This is a genomic window from Pseudomonas sp. FeS53a, assembly GCF_000931385.1.
GTDB lineage: Bacteria > Pseudomonadota > Gammaproteobacteria > Pseudomonadales > Pseudomonadaceae > Metapseudomonas > Metapseudomonas otitidis.
The window spans coordinates 68,945-87,127 of the sequence record NZ_JYFT01000011.1; the positions used below are offsets into that span (position 1 = coordinate 68,945).

The window sequence follows — 18,183 nt, forward strand, 5'->3', positions numbered from 1 at the left end:
TTTGCCCGTTGCCTGGGGAATCAGGCGCGGCGGCGGAACAGTGGCAGCGGCTGGTCGGCGGAGGCCTGGTAGACCTCGCTGAAGTCCTCGAAGGCCTTCAGCGCGTCGTACGGGTCCTTGTCCTCGCGCAGGGCGAAGGCATCGAAACCGCAGCGCTTGAGGGCGAACAGCTGGTCGCGCAGCACGTCGCCGATGGCGCGAACCTCACCCTGGTAGCCGTAGCGCTGGCGCAGCAGGTACGCGGTGGAGGAGTGGCGGCCATCGGTGAAGGCCGGGAAGTTCAGCGCAATGACCTGGAAGTGCGAGAGGTCCTCGGCGATCTCCTCGATCTCCTCGCCGGCGTCCAGCCACACGCCCAGGCCGCCATCGCGGGCCTTGAGGGCGTGGCTGTGCTCGACCCAGAGGGCCAGCGGCACGATCAGGTCGTCGCAGTTGGACAGGCCATCGAGGGTCGCGTCCTTCGGCAGCAGGTGCCAGGTCTCGTCGATGACCTGGCCGTTCTTAATGATTCGCTGCATATACGCGCTCCTTGAACGGGTCGATGCCGATGCGGCGGAAGGTGTCGAGGAAAGGCTCCTCCTCGGTGCGGCGCTCGACGTAGACCTTGATGATCTTCTCGATCACGTCGGCCATTTCCTCCTGAGCGAAGGACGGGCCGAGGATCTGCGCCAGGCTGGCGTCGCGGCCGGCGCTGCCACCCAGGGACACCTGGTAGAACTCCTGGCCCTTCTTGTCCACGCCGAGGATGCCGATATGGCCGACGTGGTGGTGGCCGCAGGCGTTCATGCAGCCGGAGATGTTCAGGTCCAGGTTGCCGATGTCGAACAGGTAGTCCAGGTCATCGAAGCGGCGCTGGATGGCCTCGGCCACCGGGATCGACTTGGCGTTGGCCAGGGAGCAGTAGTCACCGCCCGGGCAGCAGATGATGTCGGTGAGCAGGCCCACGTTCGGCGTGGCGAAGCCCTGCTCGCGCAGTTCGTTCCACAGGGTGAACAGCTGCGCCTGCTCCACGTCCGCCAGGATCACGTTCTGGTTGTGGCTGTTGCGCACTTCACCGAAGGCGTAGCGGTCGGCCAGGTCGGCGATGGCGTCCAGCTGCTTGTCGGTCACGTCGCCCGGGGCCACACCGGTGGGCTTCAGCGACAGGGTCACGGCCACGTAGCCCGGCTTCTTGTGGGCGAAGGTGTTGCGCTGGCGCCAGCGGGCGAAGCCCGGGTGCTCGGCGTCCAGGGCGGCGAGGGCGGCGTCCTGGTCCTCCAGGGCCTTGTAGGCCGGGTCGACGAAATGCCTGGCGACGCGATCGACTTCCGCCTGGGTCAGGGTGGTGGGGCCATCCTTCAGGTGGGCCCACTCGGCGTTGACGCGCTCGGCGAACACCTCGGGGGTCAGCGCCTTCACCAGGATCTTGATGCGCGCCTTGTACTTGTTGTCCCGGCGGCCGTAGCGGTTGTAGACGCGCAGGATGGCGTCCAGGTAGCTCAGCAGGTGCTGCCAGGGCAGGAATTCGTTGATGAAGCTGCCGACGATCGGGGTACGGCCCAGGCCGCCGCCGACGGAGACGCGGAAGCCCAGCTCACCGGCTTCGTTCTTCACCGCTTCCAGGCCGATGTCGTGCACCTCAATGGCGGCACGGTCGCCCACGGCGCCGTTCACGGCGATCTTGAACTTGCGCGGCAGGTGCGAGAACTCGGGGTGGAAGGTGGACCACTGGCGGATGATCTCGCACCACGGGCGCGGGTCCACCAGCTCGTCACGGGCGACGCCGGCGAACTGGTCGGTGGTGGTATTGCGGATGCAGTTGCCGCTGGTCTGGATCGCGTGCATCTGCACGGTGGCCAGCTCGGCGAGGATCTCCGGCACGTCCTCCAGCTCCGGCCAGTTGAACTGGACGTTCTGGCGGGTGCTGATGTGGGCGTAGCCCTTGTCGTAGTCGCGAGCGATCTGCGCCAGCTTGCGCACCTGGGCGGACGACAGCAGGCCATAGGGCACGGCGACCCGCAGCATGGGGGCGTAGCGCTGGATATAGAGGCCGTTCTGCAGACGCAGGGGACGGAACTCCTCGCCCGAGAGTTCCCCGGCCAGGTAGCGGCGGGTCTGATCGCGGAACTGCTTGACGCGGTCCTCTACGATGCGTTGATCGTACTCGTCGTATACGTACATGAATGGTCCTGTTGTCAGGCTGCTTACAGCTTTTCTGCGCGCACGGCCGCGCACCCCCTGCGGAGCCGGTGGAAGATACCAGCTCAGGTTTATGCGCAAAAGTGATGTTTGAGTATATGTAAAGAACCTGATCGCATAAGCAGGGGTGCGAGCATAACCTTCCCCGCGGGGCTGGAGGGCCCGGCCGGCGGGCGTCGAGAATGCTTCTCGACTGGCCCGGCGTCAGCCCAGGGCCAGCAGGCGGCTCATCAGGTGCGTCCCCCGCAGCAGGGTCCCGGAGGAGACCCTGGGCGACTCCGCCAATTGCCCCAGCGCCTGCGCCAGCACCGCCACCCCCGCTGCATCGGCCAGCGCCTGCTGGGCCCGCAGCACCTCCCGGTGATGGGCAGAGGGCTGCTGGCGGCCGCTGCTGGCCAGGCTTTCCAGCACGTCCAGGGCCGGCTCCACCAGCCGTCCGGCGAGGCTCGGCGGCTCCACCGCCGGCACGGGGCGGTCGGTGCGGCTGAGCAGGCGCTGGATGCGGTCGAACAGCCGGCGGTTGCGGCTCAAGCCGCCGCGCACCAGGGATTCGAAGTCCAGCGACAGGCAGCGCAGCCGGCCGTGATCGGCCACCAGCAGCGCGAGGGGCTCCAGGCAGCGGCGGCGACCGTCCAGCCAGGGTCGCACCAGCACGGCACGGATGTCGTCCAGGGCCTTCTGCGCCCGCTCCAGGTTGTCCAGGCGTTCGCGGCGCTCGGCGGTGCAGGGCAGCTCCAGCAGCAGGGTGCGGCCGTTGCTGTCCTCCAGCGGCCAGGTCAGCACCTGCCGGGCTTCGTCCAGGCTCGCTTCGTGGCAGCGGGCGGGGCGCAGCAGCAGCCGGGTCGGCGGCTCGCTGGCGAGGGCGGCGCTGTCTTCCAGGGCCAGGCCCAGCTGTTCCCAGTCCGCCAGGCCGAGGTCGAGCAGGCGCGGGTCATCCGCTGGCCAGCCGTCCTGGGGGCGCGCAATGCCGCCGCCGGGGGCCAGCCGGCCATCCTCGGCCAGGCGCGGCCCTTCCAGCTGCAACGGCGCGCGGCACAGCAGCTCGGGCGTGCTGCGCCACAGCGCCTGCTGGGCCCAGACCGCGTCGCGGCGGAAGCCGGGGTCGCTGCCATCGGGGCGGGCCAGGGTGGTTTCCAGCACCTGGCCGTCGCTGAGGTCCCAGAAGGCCAGGCTCAGGCCGCGGGCGCCGCTGGCACTGGTCCACCAGTGGCCGCCCAGGGGCAGCAGGTCGAGAGTTTCACCGGCCTGGTAGTCGCGCCGCAGGCGGCCGCGCAGCGGGGGCAGGCGTTCGCCGTCGGCGCGCAGCAGGGCCTGGCAGAGGGCGTGGACGCGGGCCATCTGCACCAGTGCCTCCCGCTCGCTGCTGTGGTCGTCGCGCTCGGCCAGGCGGGTGATCTGCCCGCCCAGGGTGCGCAGGTGGCCGGCCAGGCGCGGCAGGCCTTCGGTGCGGGCGCCGAGGTTGAGCAGGCGCAGCTGCAGGGCGCTGGCCCGGCTGACGCGGGACAGCCCCTGGCCCAGCAGCTCGTGCAGCAGCTGCTGCACCGAGGCCAGCAGCTCGCGCTCGGCCTCGCCCAGGCCGTCCCGCGTGGTGTCGGCAGGGGCGCTTTCGGCGGTCCAGGCCCAGGGGKGGCCGTGGGCCTGGAAGAGCCCGGCGAGGGCCGCCAGGTGCAGGGCCTTGCGTTCGCTGTCCCGCGCCTCGGAGAGCATCCCGTCGAAGCCGGCACCCGCCAGGTAGCTGACTTCGCCCTCCAGGCCGTCGAAGGCGATGGCCAGGCGCAGGCCGTGGTTGCTCACCCGGGGTGTGCCGAGGGTCTCGATCCATTGCCGGGCGCGGCGGGTGGCCACCTTGCCGGCGAGCTTCTGCAACTGCGCCGGGTCCAGCGCCAGGGCTTCCACCTGGGCTGCATCGGGATCGGGCTGCTCCGTGCCGGTGGCCGCGTCGGGCGCTTCGCTGCGCAGCCACAGCACGGCGGCGAGGATGTGCTTGCAGCAGCCGCTGGCCGGGCAGGTGCAGCGCGCCGCCTCCACGCCGCCGGCGTCCAGGCGCACGGTCTGGCCGTCGGTCTCGATCAGCCCGTGTGCCTCGGTGCGCTCGCCCCAGGCCAGCTTGCCGGCCTCCACGTCCTTGCCGGCGCGGCGCAGCAGGCCGGCGTTGGCCAGGGTTTCCAGTGCGGCGTCGTCGTAGGCCCGGTAGCGGGCCAGCCAGGCGCTCATTGCATCACCTCCGCCAGCCATTCGGCGAAGTGCTCCGGGGTCAGCGCGGCGATCCGCATGCCCCGATCCGCCAGGCGCTGGCCCATGGACGGGTCGTAGACCGGCCGGGCGGCATCATCCAGGGCCGCCAGGCCCAGCAGGCGCACGCGGGCCTCGTTCAGCCGCGAGACGCAGGCCAGCAGCGGGCCGATGGCGGCGCCTTCTTCGAAGTCGCTGATCAGCGCCAGCACGGTGCGCTGGGGCGTGTCCACCAGTTGCTCGCAGTAGCGCAGGGCCTTGCCGATGTCGGTGCCGCCGCCCAGCTGCACGGTCAGCAGCACCTCCACCGGGTCGTGGGCGAGGTGGCTGAGGTCCACCACCTGGGTGTCGAACAGCACCAGGCGCACGCGCACGCTGGGCAGGGTGGCGAGGATGCTGGCGCAGATGGCGCTGTACATCACCGAGTCGAGCATCGAGCCGCTCTGGTCGACGCAGAGGAGCACGTCCCAGGGCAGCTGCCGGCGGACCCGGGCGTTGAAGCGCGGCGATTCGATCAGCAGCTGTTTGCGCTCCGGGTCGTAGTGCTTGAGGTTGGCGGCGATGGTGGCGCGCCAGTCGAAGTTCTGCGCGTGGCGGATCGGCGAGCGGCGGAAGCGGTTGCGCCGGCCGTTGAGGGCGTTGGTGAAGCGGCTGCGCAGGCGCTGGAGGATATCTTCCACCACCTTGGCGATCAGCTGGCGCACCGCGTCGCGGGTGTCGGCGCTGAGGCGGCCGCGCACGCTGAGCAGCGCCTTGGCCAGGGCCGGGCTGGGTTCCAGGCTGGCGAGGCTGGCCGGGTCGGTGAGCAGTGCGCTGATGGCGTAGCGCTCGATGGCCTGGGTCTGCAGGCGCTCGAAGGTGGAGCGGGGGAACAGGTTGCGGGCCTGCTCCAGCCAGTTGAGGGCGGTCAGTTGGCTGTCGTCGAGGGAGCCGCCGCGCCCGCCCTGGACATGGCCACGGCGCTGGTACTCGCGGTTGTAGAGGTAGTCGAGGGTCTTCTCCAGCCGTGCGTCGGTGGGGTTCAGGGCGGCCTGGTCGAGGGCGCGGTCGGCGTAGCGGCCGAGGATCAGGCGCCAGCGGCGGGCGGTTTCCAGGTCAGTCATGGTCGGCTTCCGTGGCCCAGCCGAGCAGGCCGTCGCGCGCCAGCGAGCGCCCGAGCGCCAGGTGCAGGGCGGCGCCGGCGAGCAGGTCGTGGCTGTCCAGTTCGTGGTGGGCGCTGTCCAGGGCGCTGTCGCCCAGGCCGTTCAGCGCGGCCAATTGGCTGGCCAGGCGCCCGGTCTCCTGGGGTTTGAGGCGGGTGAAGGTCAGGCGCAGGTCGGGCAGGTGGCGGACGAAGGTGGCCTCGTCCCAGCCGGCCACCAGGGCGTTGAGTGCCTGGCCCAGGTGCTCGACCCGCAGGATCAGCTCCGGCGCGGCCTGCAGCAGCCCGCCGAGGTAGCGCACGGCGTCCTCGCTGTCGGCGCCCGGGCCGAAGCGGCGGCCCAGGGCTTCGGCCAGGCGGGCCTCGTCATCGAGATCGTCCAGGTAGCGCAGCGCGTCCAGGGCGCCGGCCAGGGTGGGCGGCGCCTCGTCGCGGAGACGGGCCAGGGCGCCCTGCAGGGCTTCGTCCTGGCCATCCAGGCCCACCAGGCCGCTGCCCAGGCGGATGAACTCGCGCAGGGCCAGCAGGGCATCCACGGCGGCGCTTTCCTGCTCGGGGGCGCAGAGGGCCAGGCCCGGCACCAGGAACAGCGCCGCCGGCACGATGCGCTGCAGCAGCGCCGGCAGCTGCGGTTGCTCCTCCAGCCCGAGCAGTTCGCGGCCGCGCCACAGGTGCAGCAGGCGCTGGCCGCAGGCGACCACCGAGGCCAGCTCGGGGTCTTCGTCCAGGTGTTCGGCCAGGCGCTGGAACAGCCTCGGCAGCTGCTCGCCCAGGCCGATCAGCCCGGCGCGGGCCACCAGCTGTGCCACGCGGCCGGCGCTGCGGCCCTGGCCCTGGCCGAGCAGCGCACGCTCCTCGTCCAGCAGGCGTCGCAGGGCGATGTCGCGCAGGTTGCTGCCTTGTTCGGCCCGTTCGATGAGGTTGGCTTCCACCAACGGCGACCAGGCGTATTCCCACTCCTCGAAGAGCAGGTCGAGGCCGCTGCCGTTGACGAAGTCCGGCCCGCCCTGGTGCCGGGCCAGGCCGCTGTCCAGGTAGGCCATGAGGTGCAGGAAGCGGCTGCGGGCGCGGTGGCGGGGCTTGCGGTAGAGGTCCAGGCGGGTACGCCGGGCCAGGCTGTCGCTGAGGTCCAGGCGGTGGGCGAGGGCCAGCCGCCGGGCTTCATCCACCAGGGGCGGGGCCTGGGTCGAGGGCGGTACGTCGCCCAGGCGGTTGCCGCCCAGGTGGCGCTGCACGGCCCGCAGCAGGCCGTCCTGGCCTTCGTCCAGGCTGCCCTTGACGAAGCAGGCGTGCACCGCGTCCAGCAGGTCGTAGCGCCCCGGGCCGGGGTGCTGGCGCAGCCGGGCGAGGCCGGCGGCCTGTTCGGCGGCGTTGCTCACGCTGGCGAAGGTCAGGGCATCGGCCAGGCGCTGCTGGCGGGTTTCGGCGGCGATGCCGCTGAGCAGGCGGGTGGCGATGCGCTGGCGGGCGAGGGTGTCGTCCTCCTCGCCCAGCAGCGCGTCCMAGACCTGCTGGTAATAGGCCGGCGAGGGCATGCCGGAGGCATAGCCGTTGAGGGCGTCGAGGCGGTCGAAGCTGTAGCGGATCAGCCAGGCCTGGCTGTCCTCCGGGGCGGCGGGTCTGGCCGGTGCCGGGGTGCCGGCGGCCAGGGCCTCCACCAGCGCCAGGGTGTGGAAGCCGCCGGTGACCACCACCAGCGGGCCGTCCACCCGGCCACGCCAGTCGCGGATGCAGCCGAGCATGTGGGCTTCGCGGGCCAGGGAGCCTTCGGCGGCGAGCACGTCGTCCTCGTAGTCCAGGCGTGCCATGGCGCACCAGGCGAAGGCGTCGTCGAACAGCCGCTGCCAGTCGGCCAGTGCCGCGCGGGGGCGCAGTTCGAACAGGTGCTCCCAGAGTTCGTCGTGGTCCCGGCAGTGGGCCTCGCGGGCCAGGGCGGCGAGGTAGCGGCTGTGGGCCAGGTAGCGCTCGGCCATGAGGCTGCGCTGCTGGTCGGCGGCCTGCTCCTCGTCATGCTGGCGGGCCCAGGGCAGGTCGATGAAGGCCAGCTGCGCCCCCAGGCGCTGGCCGTCCTGCAGGGCCTGCCATTCCGGCGAGTAGTCGCAGAAGGGGAAGAAGGCCGAGCGCAGCGTCGGCTCGCCCTCGGCATCGGGCCGGCGGTGCTGGGAGAGGATCGCCAGGGGCGGCCGGCTGCGGGAGTCCAGCAGGTCGGGGATGAGCCGGTCGAAGTCCGCCGGCCCCTCGATCAGGATGGCCGCCGGCTGCAGGGCCTGGAGTTGCTGGCGCAGGGCGAAGGCGCAGGCCGGGCTGTGGTGGCGCACCGGCACCAGGTGTATGCCGGCCCGGGCCAGGGCCGCGCGCTCACGGGCGGCGGCCTGCAGCCGTTCGGGCAGGCGCGGGTCGCTGGCGAAGGCCTCTGCCATGGCTCAGTCCCAGAGGCCCTTGCTGGCGTCGAAGAAGCGCTTCCAGTGGTCGTCGCGGCGGGCGCGCTCGCGCACCACGCTGTCCAGGTAGTGGCGCAGGCGTCGGGCGTCGTCCTGGCTGTCCTTGAACACCACGCCGAGCAACTGGCGCGCCAGCTCGGCGGCGGTCAGGCGGCCGTCGCCCAGGTAGCGGGCCTCCAGGGCGGCGGCGTAGGCGACACTGACCGCCTCGGCGGTGGACATCACCGCGTCCGGGGCCTTGATCGCCGTGCCTTCGCGGGTGCTGCCCTGGCGCAGCTCCTGGAACACGGTGACCAGCAGGGTGATGACGTCCCGCTCGACGGCGACCTTGCCGGCCTGCTCGCCCAGTTCGCGCTGCAGCTGGCGCATCACCAGCTCCACTTCGAATTCGCTGTCGGCGATGGGGCGCACCGTCTCGAAGTTGAAGCGGCGCTTGAGGGCGGCGGACATCTCGTGCACGCCGCGGTCGCGCAGGTTGGCGGTGGCGATCAGGTTGAAGCCGGGGCGGGCCAGCAGGCGGCCGCCTTCGCCCAGCTCGGGGATCATCATCTGCTTCTCGGAGAGCAGGGAGACGAGCACGTCCTGGATCTCCGGCGGGCAACGGGTGATCTCCTCGAAGCGCACCAGCTTGCCGGCCTGCATGCCCTGGTGCAGCGGGGAGGGCACCAGGGCGCGCGGGGTCGGCCCCTCGGCCAGCAGCAGGGCGTAGTTCCAGGAGTACTTGATGTGGTCCTCGGTGGTGCCGGCGGTGCCCTGGATGGTGAGGGTGGAGTCACCGCTGATGGCGGCGGCCAGCAGCTCGGAGAGCATCGACTTGGCGGTGCCCGGCTCGCCCACCAGCATCAGCCCCTGGCGGCCGAGCAGGGTGACGATGGCGCGGTCCACCAGGGCGTCGTCGCCGTAGAACTTGCGGCTGATGCCCAGGGCGTCGTCACCGAGGATGAAGCGGCGCACCGAACGCGGCGAGCGCAGCCAGCCCGGGGGCAGGTCGGCGCCGGCCTGCTGGTCGGCTTCGCTCAGGCGCGCCAGTTCGTCGGCATGCAGGTGTTCGGCGCTGTGGCGCAGGGCGGTGCTTACCATGGTGTCTTCTTCTTCCACTGGGGATCGAAGCCGACGCAGGCGTCGGCGGCGGCGCGGTAGTCGGCGTAGGTCTCGGCCAGCAGCACGGGCGGGATCTCCGCCAGGGGCAGGCTCTCGCCGGTCGACCAGCGCTGGGCCATGCGTTCGTAGCTGAGGTGGGTGAGCGCGGCGGGGACGTTCTCTTCGGGCAGGCAGTTGCCGGTGAAGCCGATGCACACCCGCAGGCCCAGGCTGGAGAACTCCTTGAAGTAGTGGTCGAAGAAGCCCCCGTCCTCGGCGGCGGCGCGCTGGTAGCCGAGCTTGGTGAGGGTGCCGCGCAGGGTGAAGGTGTCGCTGAGCCAGCCGAGGCGGTCGGCGATGCGTTCGCCGCTGCCTTCGTCCTGCTCCGGCGCCCCGCTGGCGGTGGGCTCGGGCAGCATGCGGCTCATCTGGGCGAACAGCGGCTTGACCTTGTAGTCCTTGAAGTGGGCGGTCCAGGCCTTGGCGGTGTCGGCGTCCACCAGGGCGGCGTGGGCCAGGCGCACGCGGCGGGTTTCGTCCAGCTCGACCTCGTCGTCGTCGAGGTCGATCAGGCTGCCGTCCTCGGTGGGGCGGAACAGGCGCAGGGCGCCATCCTCGGCCACTTCGGCCCAGACCAGGCGCTGCACCAGGTGGGTGACCACCGGGTGGCGCTGCAGGTACTCGCGCCACTCGCCGGCAGGCCACAGGCGCTCGGCGCACATGGCTTCGTAGAGGCGCTGGGTCTGCAGTTCGATGACCTGCTTGAGCTCCTTCTTGCTGGTGGAGAGCTGGGTCTTGGCTTCCTTGATCAGCGCCGGGTCGTCGCTCTTGCGCGGCTCGGGCAGGGCCTTGACCACCTTGTCGTCGGGGTTGCGCAGCTCCAGCTTGAGGGCGCCGTCCAGGCGCGCGGTGAACAGGCGCTCGCCGTACTGCAGGTTGAGCACGCCCTGTTCGTCGAAGCCGGCGCTGGGGATGGTGCGGTCGGCCAGTTCATCGGCGCTCCAGCCATTGCGCTGGGCGATCTGCTCCACCAGTACGCGGGCCAGGGCCTGGACCGAGGCGGTGCGGTGGCGGCGGGCGACGGCCAGCAGCAGCTGGATCACCAGCGGGTCGTTGCTGTTGGCGGCGGCGCTGAGCAGGGCCTCGACCTGGGCGCGGCGCTGGTAGTGGTCGCGCATGTAGGCCTGCAGCAGGCTGACCAGCTCGTGGCCGGCCATGGCCCAGGTGAGGGCGAGGATGCCCTTGTCGGCGATGGCGCTGCCCAGGTAGATGGACAGGTGCTCGCGCTTGAGGATCTCGAAGGCCTGCTCCTGGGTGATGTCGGCGTACTCGGGGGACCACTTGGCCCAGGCCTGGTAGCTCTGCATGCGCTGGGCGAGGTTGGTCTGGGCGTGGGCGATGGCCTCCTCCTGGCTCGGGTGGCGGGTGTCCTGGGCGATGAAGCCCAGCAGCAGGGCCTTGCCCAACGCTGCCCGGCTGGCCGGGGCCAGCAGCTCCAGGTAGCGGTTGAGCAGGGCGTTGCCGGCCGGCTCCTTGAGCTTGCAGGCGAGCACCACCCACCAGCGCACGATCTCCGGCTCCACTGCGCTGCCGTCCAGCCACTGGCAGGCGGGCAGCCGGTCCAGGTCGAGCCAGGCCAGGCTGGCCGGGGCCTTGCCCTGCAGGCCCTTGCGCGCTTCGGCGAGCAGTACGGCGGGGGCGAGGTGGCCGCTGATGTCGTCGCCCAGGGCTTCCAGGGCGGTGAGCAGGGCGGCGCGCACGGTCTCGCGCTTTTCCTTGGCCAGGGCGGCCTTGAGCGCGGGGACGGCTTCGGGGCGGCCCAGGCGTTGCAGCCATTCGGCGGCGAGGGTGCGGATCTCCTGCTTGCTGGAGCCCAGGGCCTCGATGGCGCGCTCGGCGATGTCGGGCAGGGTTTCCAGCAGGCGCTGGGCTTCGCTGCGGTTGGTCTTGCTGGCGCCCAGGGCCAGTTCCAGCAGCACCGGGATCAGCCGTTTCGGCAGCACCGGGAAGCGCTCCAGCAGGCTGAGGGCGGTGGGCACGTCGAACTCGGTGCGGCCATGGTTGGGGCGCAGGCCGAAGGCCTCTTCGAGGAACTGCGGGTGCTCGGCGAAGAACGGCCAGACGCGGTCGGGGTCGAGCTGGGCCAGCGGCGAGTTCCAGCCGAAGCACAGGCCGGCGGTCTCGCGCTCAGGCTCTTCGCTGCCGCAGCGGCGCAGGGCGTCGGCCAGGGTGCGCAGGTCGAGACGGCGCAGGGCGTCGCCCTTGAGCCACTGCATGAGCTGGTAGGCGTTGAAGTAGCGGCGGCGGGTCACCCGCAGGGCGTGCAGCAGGTTGACGTCGGCGCTGGCGGCCAGGCGGCCACGGTAGGCGAGCACGTCGTCGAGGCCGTCGGAGAGCTTGCGGCTCTTGCCGTTGAGGAAGTCGAGGGCGGCCTGCAGGTCCTTGTCGGTCAGGGCCTTGAGTTTCTTGTAGGCCTTCTGCTGCCAGTCCCACTTGCGCTTGTGTTCCAGGTTGCTGCGGATCTCTTCCTCGGCGGAGAGGCGGCTCTCCTCCAGCAGTTCGGTGAGGTTGCGGCGCAGCAGGTCGAGGGTGGCGGCTCCCAGTTCCACGTCGGGGCAGCGCTCGTAGTCGCCGGCCTCCGGCAGCACCTGTTCCTCGGCGCTGGACTGGCTGTCCAGGCGGGCCATGGCGCTGGCCAGTGCCTGCTGCACGGGCTTGGAGGTTTCCTCGGCCAGGCGCGCCTGGAGAATCGCCCGTGCGCCCTCGCCGCTGCGGGCGAGGAGGTCGGCGGCCAGGGTGCGTTCGCTGCTGCTGCCGGTCGCCAGCAGGAGGCCGAGCTGTTCCAGCTTGACGTCCTGGGGCAGGGTCTCCACGTGCGGGCCGGCGGCGGCGCGCACGGTCTTGGCGCTGTTCACCGCGAGGCGCACGAGGATGTCGGCGTAGGCCGCGGCCAGGCGCGGGTGGGGGCCGATCAGGCCCACCAGGGACAGGTTGCCGCTGGCCGAGAGGCGGGCCGGCAGGGCGCGGGTGGCCTCGGGGTGCTGCAGCAGGTGGTCGGCCAGGTCGGGCAGGCGCAGCAGGGCGTTGAGGTCGCGCCAGTGGTAGTCGCCGAGGTCGCGGCGGTCCAGCACCAGCAGCAGGGCGTCGTCGCCGGGCAGGTCGTCCACTGCCAGCAGGCGCGTGAGCAGGTCGAGGGTCCAGTGCTGGCGCAGGTCGCTGCTGATCTTGCTGCCGAAGTCCTTGCGGGTGGTGTGCAGGGCGTCGACCACCAGGTAGATGAACCAGTCGGGCACCTGGGCGATACGGGTGAGGTTGACGCCCTGGCAGGCGGCGGCCAGCACCTTGCCGAAACGGGTCAGGGCGACGACATCGGGTTCGGCGCCGATCACGTAGAGGCGGGTGCGTGCATTGGTCGCGGCGTTGATGCGCTTCTTGTGCTTCTGGGCGTCGTTGCGCAGGTTGCCCGAGGGGTACCACCAGCCGAGGGTGGCGGGCTGGTCGAGGAGCACGGCGGCTTCTTCGCCATTGAGCCGGGACAGCTCGGCGAGGACCTGTTCCTCCCGCCCGCTGAGGACGAAGGCGGCGGCACGGGCGGCCAGGCCCGGCGCCAGGATGTCCAGCACCTCGAGGCTTTCGGCGACGTGCTTGGCGAAGGGGGTGGTGGGGGCGGTGATGCCGAGCTTTTCCAGCAGTGTCTGCAGCATGGGGAGGGCCTGTCCTTGGAATGCGAGGCGCCGATGTTAAAACATCGGGCCGGTCGCTCGCCTGCTCGCGCGCAGGGTTTGCTGGCTGGCGCAAGTTTTCCTCCCGACGGCCTGCCTTGAGGGCCTGCCGGGCCTGGTCTTAACTGCTGGAGCGTGCCCATCCATAACCACAAGAAGGGGTTGCCATGAACGAACCTATTCAGCACCCGGGCGGGGACAGCCGCGCGGACGCCATCGCCATCTTCTGCCTGATCCTGATCGTCGTCTCCACGGCGGTGTTCTGGGTGAGCCACCAGTAGACGGACCCAGCGAGGCGGCGGGGCAGGGCAGACGTGGCGCGGGTATACTGCGGCGCATTCGACGAACAGGTTCTCCTTGATGCCCTTCCTGCGTTCCCTGGCCCTGTGCGTGGGCCTGCTCTGTTGTGGCCTGGCGCAGGCCGCCTCCGTCGTGTTCCTCAACCCCGGTCGTAGCGACGAGCCGTTCTGGCGCAGCTACGCCGATTTCATGCAGGCCGCCGCCGATGATTTGGGGATGGACCTGCGCATCGAGTTCGCCGAGCGCGACAACGCGCGCATGCTGCGCCAGGCCCGGGCGATCCTGCAGGGGCCGGAAGCCCAGCGCCCCGACTACCTGGTGTTCGTCAACGAGCAATACGCCGCGCCGGAGATCCTCCGCCTGGGGCAGGGCAGCGGCGTTCGCCTGTTCACCGTCAACAGCACCCTCACCGACGAGCAGCGTGAGCTGACCGGTGGCCCGCGCGAGCGCTACAGCAACTGGATCGGCAGCCTGGTGCCCAATGACGAGGAGGCTGGCGCGCTGATGGCCGAGGAGCTGATCCGTCAGCAGCGTCGCCTGCAGCCCCAGGGAACCATCGAGATGCTGGCGTTCTCCGGGGTGAAGCAGACGCCTGCTGCGCGCTTTCGCGAGGCCGGGCTGCGCCGGGTACTGGCCGCCAACCCGGATGTGCGACTGCGCCAGCTGGTGTACGCGGAGTGGGACCGGGGCCGCGCCTTCGAGCAGGCCAGCCAGCTGCTGCCGCGTTATCCGCGGGTCAGCCTGATCTGGGCCGCCAACGATGAGATGGCCTTTGGCGCCATGCGTGCCGCCGATGCGCTGGGCCCGCTGGTGTGTGGGCGCCTGCATGTTTCCGCGTTGAACAATTCACCGGAGGTGCTGCAGGCGCGCATCGACGGGCGCGTGGACGTGCTGGTGGGCGGGCACTTCACCCTGGGGGGCTGGGCGCTGGTGATGCTGGCGGATTACGACGCCGGGCTGGATTTCGCCCGCTACGGTGGCGTCGACCAGCATGCCCGGCTGTTCACCCGGCTGGATGTGCAGCAGGCGCGCCGGCTGCTGGCGCACATCCGCCAGCCGGGCTACGGGGTTCGCTTCCGCGATTTCGGCGCTCGGGGCAATCCCGGGTTCTCCGGCTACCGCTTCTCCCTGGCGCCGCTGCTGGACTGAGGCGGCTACAGGCCGGCCAGGTGCAGCACCAGCTTCACCACGCCGAACAGCATCAGCGCGAACACCAGGGTGAACAGCACGCCCAGCAGGATGAAGTGGCTGGGCTTGCCCCGGCTGAAATCACGGGCGCGGTTCTTGCCGCTCTGCACCCCGAACGCCGCAGCGGCGACGCTGTGGAGCATTTCGCGAAAGGTCAGTGGGCGGTCTTGCTGTGGGTCGTCCATGGGGCACCTCCTGCTGCAAGCGTAGGTGCTTTCCATGGAATTGCCGGGTCAGGAGGCGGGGGAATGCAGCCGGCGGGTGTTGACCCGCTCTACGGCGCGGGCGCGCAGTTGGCCGCAGCCACCTTCCACGTCCTGGCCGGCGGAGTTGCGCACCTTGGTCAGCACGCCGTTGCGGTGCAGGTAGTGCACCAGCTCGACGATGCGCTCGCCGCTGGGGCGGTTGTAGTCGTCGACTTCCAGGCTGTTGTAGGGGATCAGGTTCATCACCGCGTACTTGCCCTTGAGCAGGCGCAGGATGCCTTCGGCCTCTTCGAGGCTGTCGTTGATGCCTTCGAGCAGGGTCCACTGGTACTGGATGGGGTAGCCGACCTGGCGGGCGTAGGTCTCGCCCAGTTCCACCAGCTCGTCCGGGGCGATGCGCGGGGCCTTCGGCAGCAGTTGCTCGCGGACCTCGGCCTTGCTGCTGTGCAGTGACAAGGCGAGGGCGGGCTTGACCCGCAGGTGCGGCAGGCGCTCGAACACGCGGGGATCACCGACGGTGGAGAACACCAGGTTCTTGTGGCCGATGTCGCCGAGGGTGCCGAGCAGGTCGATGGCTTCCAGTACGTTGTCCAGGTTGTGGGCGGGCTCGCCCATGCCCATGAACACCACCTTCCTGACCTTGCGGTAGCGCCGCGCGAGCACCACCTGGGCGACGATCTCCAGGCTGGAGACCTGGCGCAGCAGGCCGCTCTTGCCGGTCATGCAGAACACGCAGCCGACAGCGCACCCCACCTGGCTGGAGACGCACAGGCCGTCGCGCGGGAGCAGCACGCTCTCCACCATCTGACCGTCGCCCAGGCCCACCAGCAGGCGGGCCGAGCCGTCGCCACCGGGGTGCTCGGAGCGCAGGCGCACCAGGCTGTCGAGGGTTTCGGTGAGGGCGGGCAGGGCTTCGCGCACCCGCAGCGGCAGGAAGTCGTCGGCCTGCTGGCGTGGGCGGCCGCTGTCCAGGGGTTTGCCCTGCAGCCAGGCACGCAGCATCCGATCCCGGTGGATGGGCTTGGCGCCAAGGGCGGCGAGCTGTTGGTCGAGGTCGTGGATACGCATGGGGCGCGCATCCTACCACCGGCTTGGGCGCTTAAGTAGGGGCGCCGGGGGCTTCAGCGCTCGGCGGCGATGTCGTGGGGCAGCAGGGCGACATCCACCACCAGGTCCACCGGCACCGAGACCGCGGTGGCGACCGGGCAGATCAGCGACATCCAGCAGACGGTGCTCATGGGGAAGGAGCCTTCGTCCAGGTGGCCGGTGAGCAACTGCACGTCGCCCTGGGTGCTGCGGAAGTAGTCGGCATCCACCAGGTGGACGTCCTGGCTGCGGGCGAGGATGGAGCCACATCCGCCGAGCAGGGCGGCGATCAGGGCGAGGCCTGCAAGGCGGCCTGTGGGGAAGGGCATGGTTGGGTCTCGGCGGCGAAGAAAGCGGGAGCCTAGCAGCTTCCGCTTCGCTTCGGTGGGCACCGTTCGCAGTCTCAGCGACCGCGGCTCAGCTCGGCCAGGCGGCTGGCGGCGTCCTGCACGGAGTGGCCGAGGGCGTCGAGGTCCACGGCGTCGCGGGCGTTCTCTTCGCTGGCGGAGTGGATGCGCACGGCCAGTTCGTTGATCTCCTGGGTGACGTGGCTCTGCTGCTGGGCGGCGACGGCGATCTGCTGGGCGCGCTGGGAGATGTCGTCGAAGCTCTGCACCGTAGCCGACAGGCTGCTGGCGGCGCCTTCGGCTTCCTCCACGGCGTGGCGGGTGCGCGCCTCCCCGGCCTGCATGGCCTGCACCGCCTGGCGTGAGGCCTGCTGGAGGTTGGCGATCATGCCGCTGATCTCGTTGGCCGAGCTCTGGGTCTTGCCGGCCAGGGAGCGCACTTCGTCGGCCACCACGGCGAAGCCCCGGCCCTGTTCGCCGGCCCGGGCCGCTTCGATGGCGGCGTTGAGGGCCAGCAGGTTGGTCTGTTCGGAGATGGCCTTGATCACGTCCAGCACGGCGCCGACCTGCTGGCTGTCCTGCTCCAGCTGGGTGATCACGGCGGCGGCGCTGGCCATCTCGCCGGCCAGGGCCTGGATGGCGCGGCTGTTGGCGGCCACCTTGTCCTGGCCCTGGCGCACCACGCTCTGGGAGCGCTGGGCGGTGTCGGCGCAGTCGTTGGTGTTCTGTGCCACTTCCTGGGCGCTGGAGGACATCTGGGTGATGGCGGTGGCCAGCTGGGTGTTCTCCTGGCGCTGCTGCTCGGCCCGTTGCAGCAGGGCGCTGCTCAGGCGGCCGAGGCTGCCGGCCTCGTCACGCAGGCGCTGGGATTCGCTGGCGATGCTCTGCAGCATGCCCTGCAGGCGCCCGGCGTACTGGTTGACCGCCTGGCGCAGCTGGCCGATCTCGTCGTCGCGTAGCACGCTGAGGGCGCCGCCCTGGCCGGACTGGCCATTGCCGAGGGCCTGGATCTGCGCGGTGGTCTCGCCGATCTGCTCCAGCAGTTTGCGCCCGGCCAGCCAGACGAACAGCAGCAGCAGGCCCAGCACCGGCAGCAGGAAGGCCTGCAGCTCATAGGTCAGCGCGCGAGCCAGGCCGGTGACGCGAGCCTGGGGGGTGACCAGCCCGACCACCCAGCCGGTTTGCGGCATGCGGAACAGGTTGGCCTGGACGGTGGTGTCGAGTACGGCGTCGGCGTCCAGCTGCACGCTGGAGTGGCCGTCGGCGGCGGCCTTGCGGCGGGCCTCCTGCAAGGGCGCGAGCCAGGCCTCGCGGCTGGCCAGGTCGTCGAACTTCTGCATGGTCACGTCCTGGCCGAGGGGGAAGAACAGGACGTTGCCGGCCTGGTCCAGGGCGAAGGCGTAGCCGCCGGTAACCGTGCCCTGTTCCTTGAGGAAACGGGCCAGGTCGTCCAGGCGCAGGTCGATGGTGCTGACGCCGGCGAAGCGGCCCTGCAATTGGTAGGGCACGCTGCAGGTGACCATGGGCACCTTGCTGACCGGGTCCTGGTAGGCCTCTGACCAGACGCAGGCATTGCCGGCGGCGCTGCGGGCGCCGGTGTACCAGGCGTCGTTGTGGTAGCCGGGGCCGTCGGGCTTGTTGTAGTCGTCCGAGTAATCCAGGGCGCCGCTGGTGTTGCGTGCCCAGAAGAAGCTGCGGCGCTCGGTGCCGCTGGTGAAGGCATTGGGTTCCGGCCAGATGCCACCGCCGGCGATGGCGGCGTCGCCGCTGTTGTCGATCAGCGGCGGGTAGGTGGTGCGGTAGAGCGCCTCGTCATGGGGCAGGGTCTGGGCCAGGTGGGCCATGCTCACCGCCAGCCCCTGGATGCCGGCGAGCTGCAGGCCGAGCTGGCGCACGATGGCGCTGCCGGTCTGTTCGATCAGGGCGTTGCTCTCGGCGACGACGCGGGGCTGGCCACGCAGCACCATCACGGCGAACACCGCGAGGGCGGTCAGCAACAGCAGGAGGATGGCGCCCAGGGTCAGGCGGGTGGAAATACGATCAGGCAGCAGCGACATGCAGGTACTCCTCGTTTCCCGGTCTCGAAGGGGAGCCATGGGGCTCCCGGGCCGCACAGATCAGCATGCAAGCGCAATGCCTGGCCAGCGGGCCCGCCTGTTTTGGCTATCGGCGTTTTCGGAAACTGCTCCAGCCCGAAGGGACGGACGGTCGCGAGGGGGCGAGGCAGGAGGGAAGGAGAGAGGAGGGGGAATGAAGACAGGG

The 18,183-nt window shown here is 70.7% G+C and carries 12 protein-coding genes and 1 pseudogene; 1 reads left to right on the forward strand and 12 read right to left on the reverse strand.

The genetic code is table 11. From position 1 onward, the window contains the following. Positions 1 to 20: 20 nt before the first annotated feature. The 7 genes from SZ55_RS03995 to SZ55_RS04025 form a co-directional block, all read right to left on the reverse strand. Positions 21 to 518, reverse strand: a complete 498-nt coding sequence (locus SZ55_RS03995; protein ID WP_044401695.1) for a DUF934 domain-containing protein — start codon at positions 516 to 518, stop codon at positions 21 to 23. Beyond that, positions 502 to 2,160: a nitrite/sulfite reductase gene (locus tag SZ55_RS04000; protein ID WP_044401698.1), complete on the reverse strand. Its 1,659-nt coding sequence runs from the start codon at positions 2,158 to 2,160 to the stop codon at positions 502 to 504. The genes SZ55_RS03995 and SZ55_RS04000 overlap by 17 nt, the downstream gene beginning before the upstream one ends. Positions 2,161 to 2,382: 222 nt before the next feature. Continuing rightward, on the reverse strand, positions 2,383 to 4,392 hold the full coding sequence (locus tag SZ55_RS04005; RefSeq protein ID WP_052807516.1) for an SWIM zinc finger family protein: 2,010 nt from the start codon (positions 4,390 to 4,392) through the stop codon (positions 2,383 to 2,385). After that, positions 4,389 to 5,513, reverse strand: coding sequence for a VWA domain-containing protein (locus SZ55_RS04010; RefSeq protein WP_044401701.1), 1,125 nt, complete (start codon positions 5,511 to 5,513; stop codon positions 4,389 to 4,391). The genes SZ55_RS04005 and SZ55_RS04010 overlap by 4 nt, the downstream gene beginning before the upstream one ends. Next, a complete protein-coding gene (locus SZ55_RS04015; protein WP_082078139.1) occupies positions 5,506 to 7,971 on the reverse strand; it encodes a DUF5682 family protein in 2,466 nt (821 codons plus the stop codon). The genes SZ55_RS04010 and SZ55_RS04015 overlap by 8 nt, the downstream gene beginning before the upstream one ends. A 3-nt stretch (positions 7,972 to 7,974) precedes the next feature. Beyond that, a complete protein-coding gene (locus SZ55_RS04020) occupies positions 7,975 to 9,072 on the reverse strand; it encodes an ATP-binding protein (protein WP_044401704.1) in 1,098 nt (365 codons plus the stop codon). Then, on the reverse strand, positions 9,066 to 12,776 hold the full coding sequence (locus tag SZ55_RS04025; RefSeq protein WP_044401707.1) for a DUF4132 domain-containing protein: 3,711 nt from the start codon (positions 12,774 to 12,776) through the stop codon (positions 9,066 to 9,068). Before SZ55_RS04025 ends, SZ55_RS04020 begins: the two co-directional genes overlap by 7 nt. Before the next feature lie 375 nt (positions 12,777 to 13,151). Here SZ55_RS04025 and SZ55_RS04030 point away from each other — a divergent pair, with 375 nt between their 5' ends. Beyond that, on the forward strand, positions 13,152 to 14,243 hold the full coding sequence (locus SZ55_RS04030; protein WP_052807517.1) for an ABC transporter substrate-binding protein: 1,092 nt from the start codon (positions 13,152 to 13,154) through the stop codon (positions 14,241 to 14,243). 5 nt (positions 14,244 to 14,248) lie between these two features. Here SZ55_RS04030 and SZ55_RS04035 read toward each other — a convergent pair whose 3' ends face one another. From SZ55_RS04035 to SZ55_RS28985, 5 genes and pseudogenes are all read right to left on the reverse strand, one after another. Continuing rightward, positions 14,249 to 14,467, reverse strand: coding sequence for a DUF2970 domain-containing protein (locus tag SZ55_RS04035; protein WP_044401713.1), 219 nt, complete (start codon positions 14,465 to 14,467; stop codon positions 14,249 to 14,251). A gap of 48 nt (positions 14,468 to 14,515) precedes the next feature. Beyond that, a complete protein-coding gene (locus tag SZ55_RS04040; RefSeq protein WP_044401717.1) occupies positions 14,516 to 15,556 on the reverse strand; it encodes an RNA methyltransferase in 1,041 nt (346 codons plus the stop codon). Positions 15,557 to 15,609: 53 nt separating this feature from the next. Beyond that, complete coding sequence (locus SZ55_RS04045; protein ID WP_044401720.1) at positions 15,610 to 15,903, reverse strand: YceK/YidQ family lipoprotein; 294 nt, start codon at positions 15,901 to 15,903, stop codon at positions 15,610 to 15,612. 74 nt (positions 15,904 to 15,977) lie between these two features. After that, entirely contained in the window at positions 15,978 to 17,111 is a 1,134-nt protein-coding gene (locus SZ55_RS28980) for a methyl-accepting chemotaxis protein (protein ID WP_442963689.1), read from the reverse strand. A 90-nt stretch (positions 17,112 to 17,201) separates the two neighbouring features. Beyond that, positions 17,202 to 18,017 (reverse strand): annotated as a pseudogene (locus tag SZ55_RS28985) (cache domain-containing protein); the annotation flags it as partial. Positions 18,018 to 18,183: the final 166 nt, after the last annotated feature.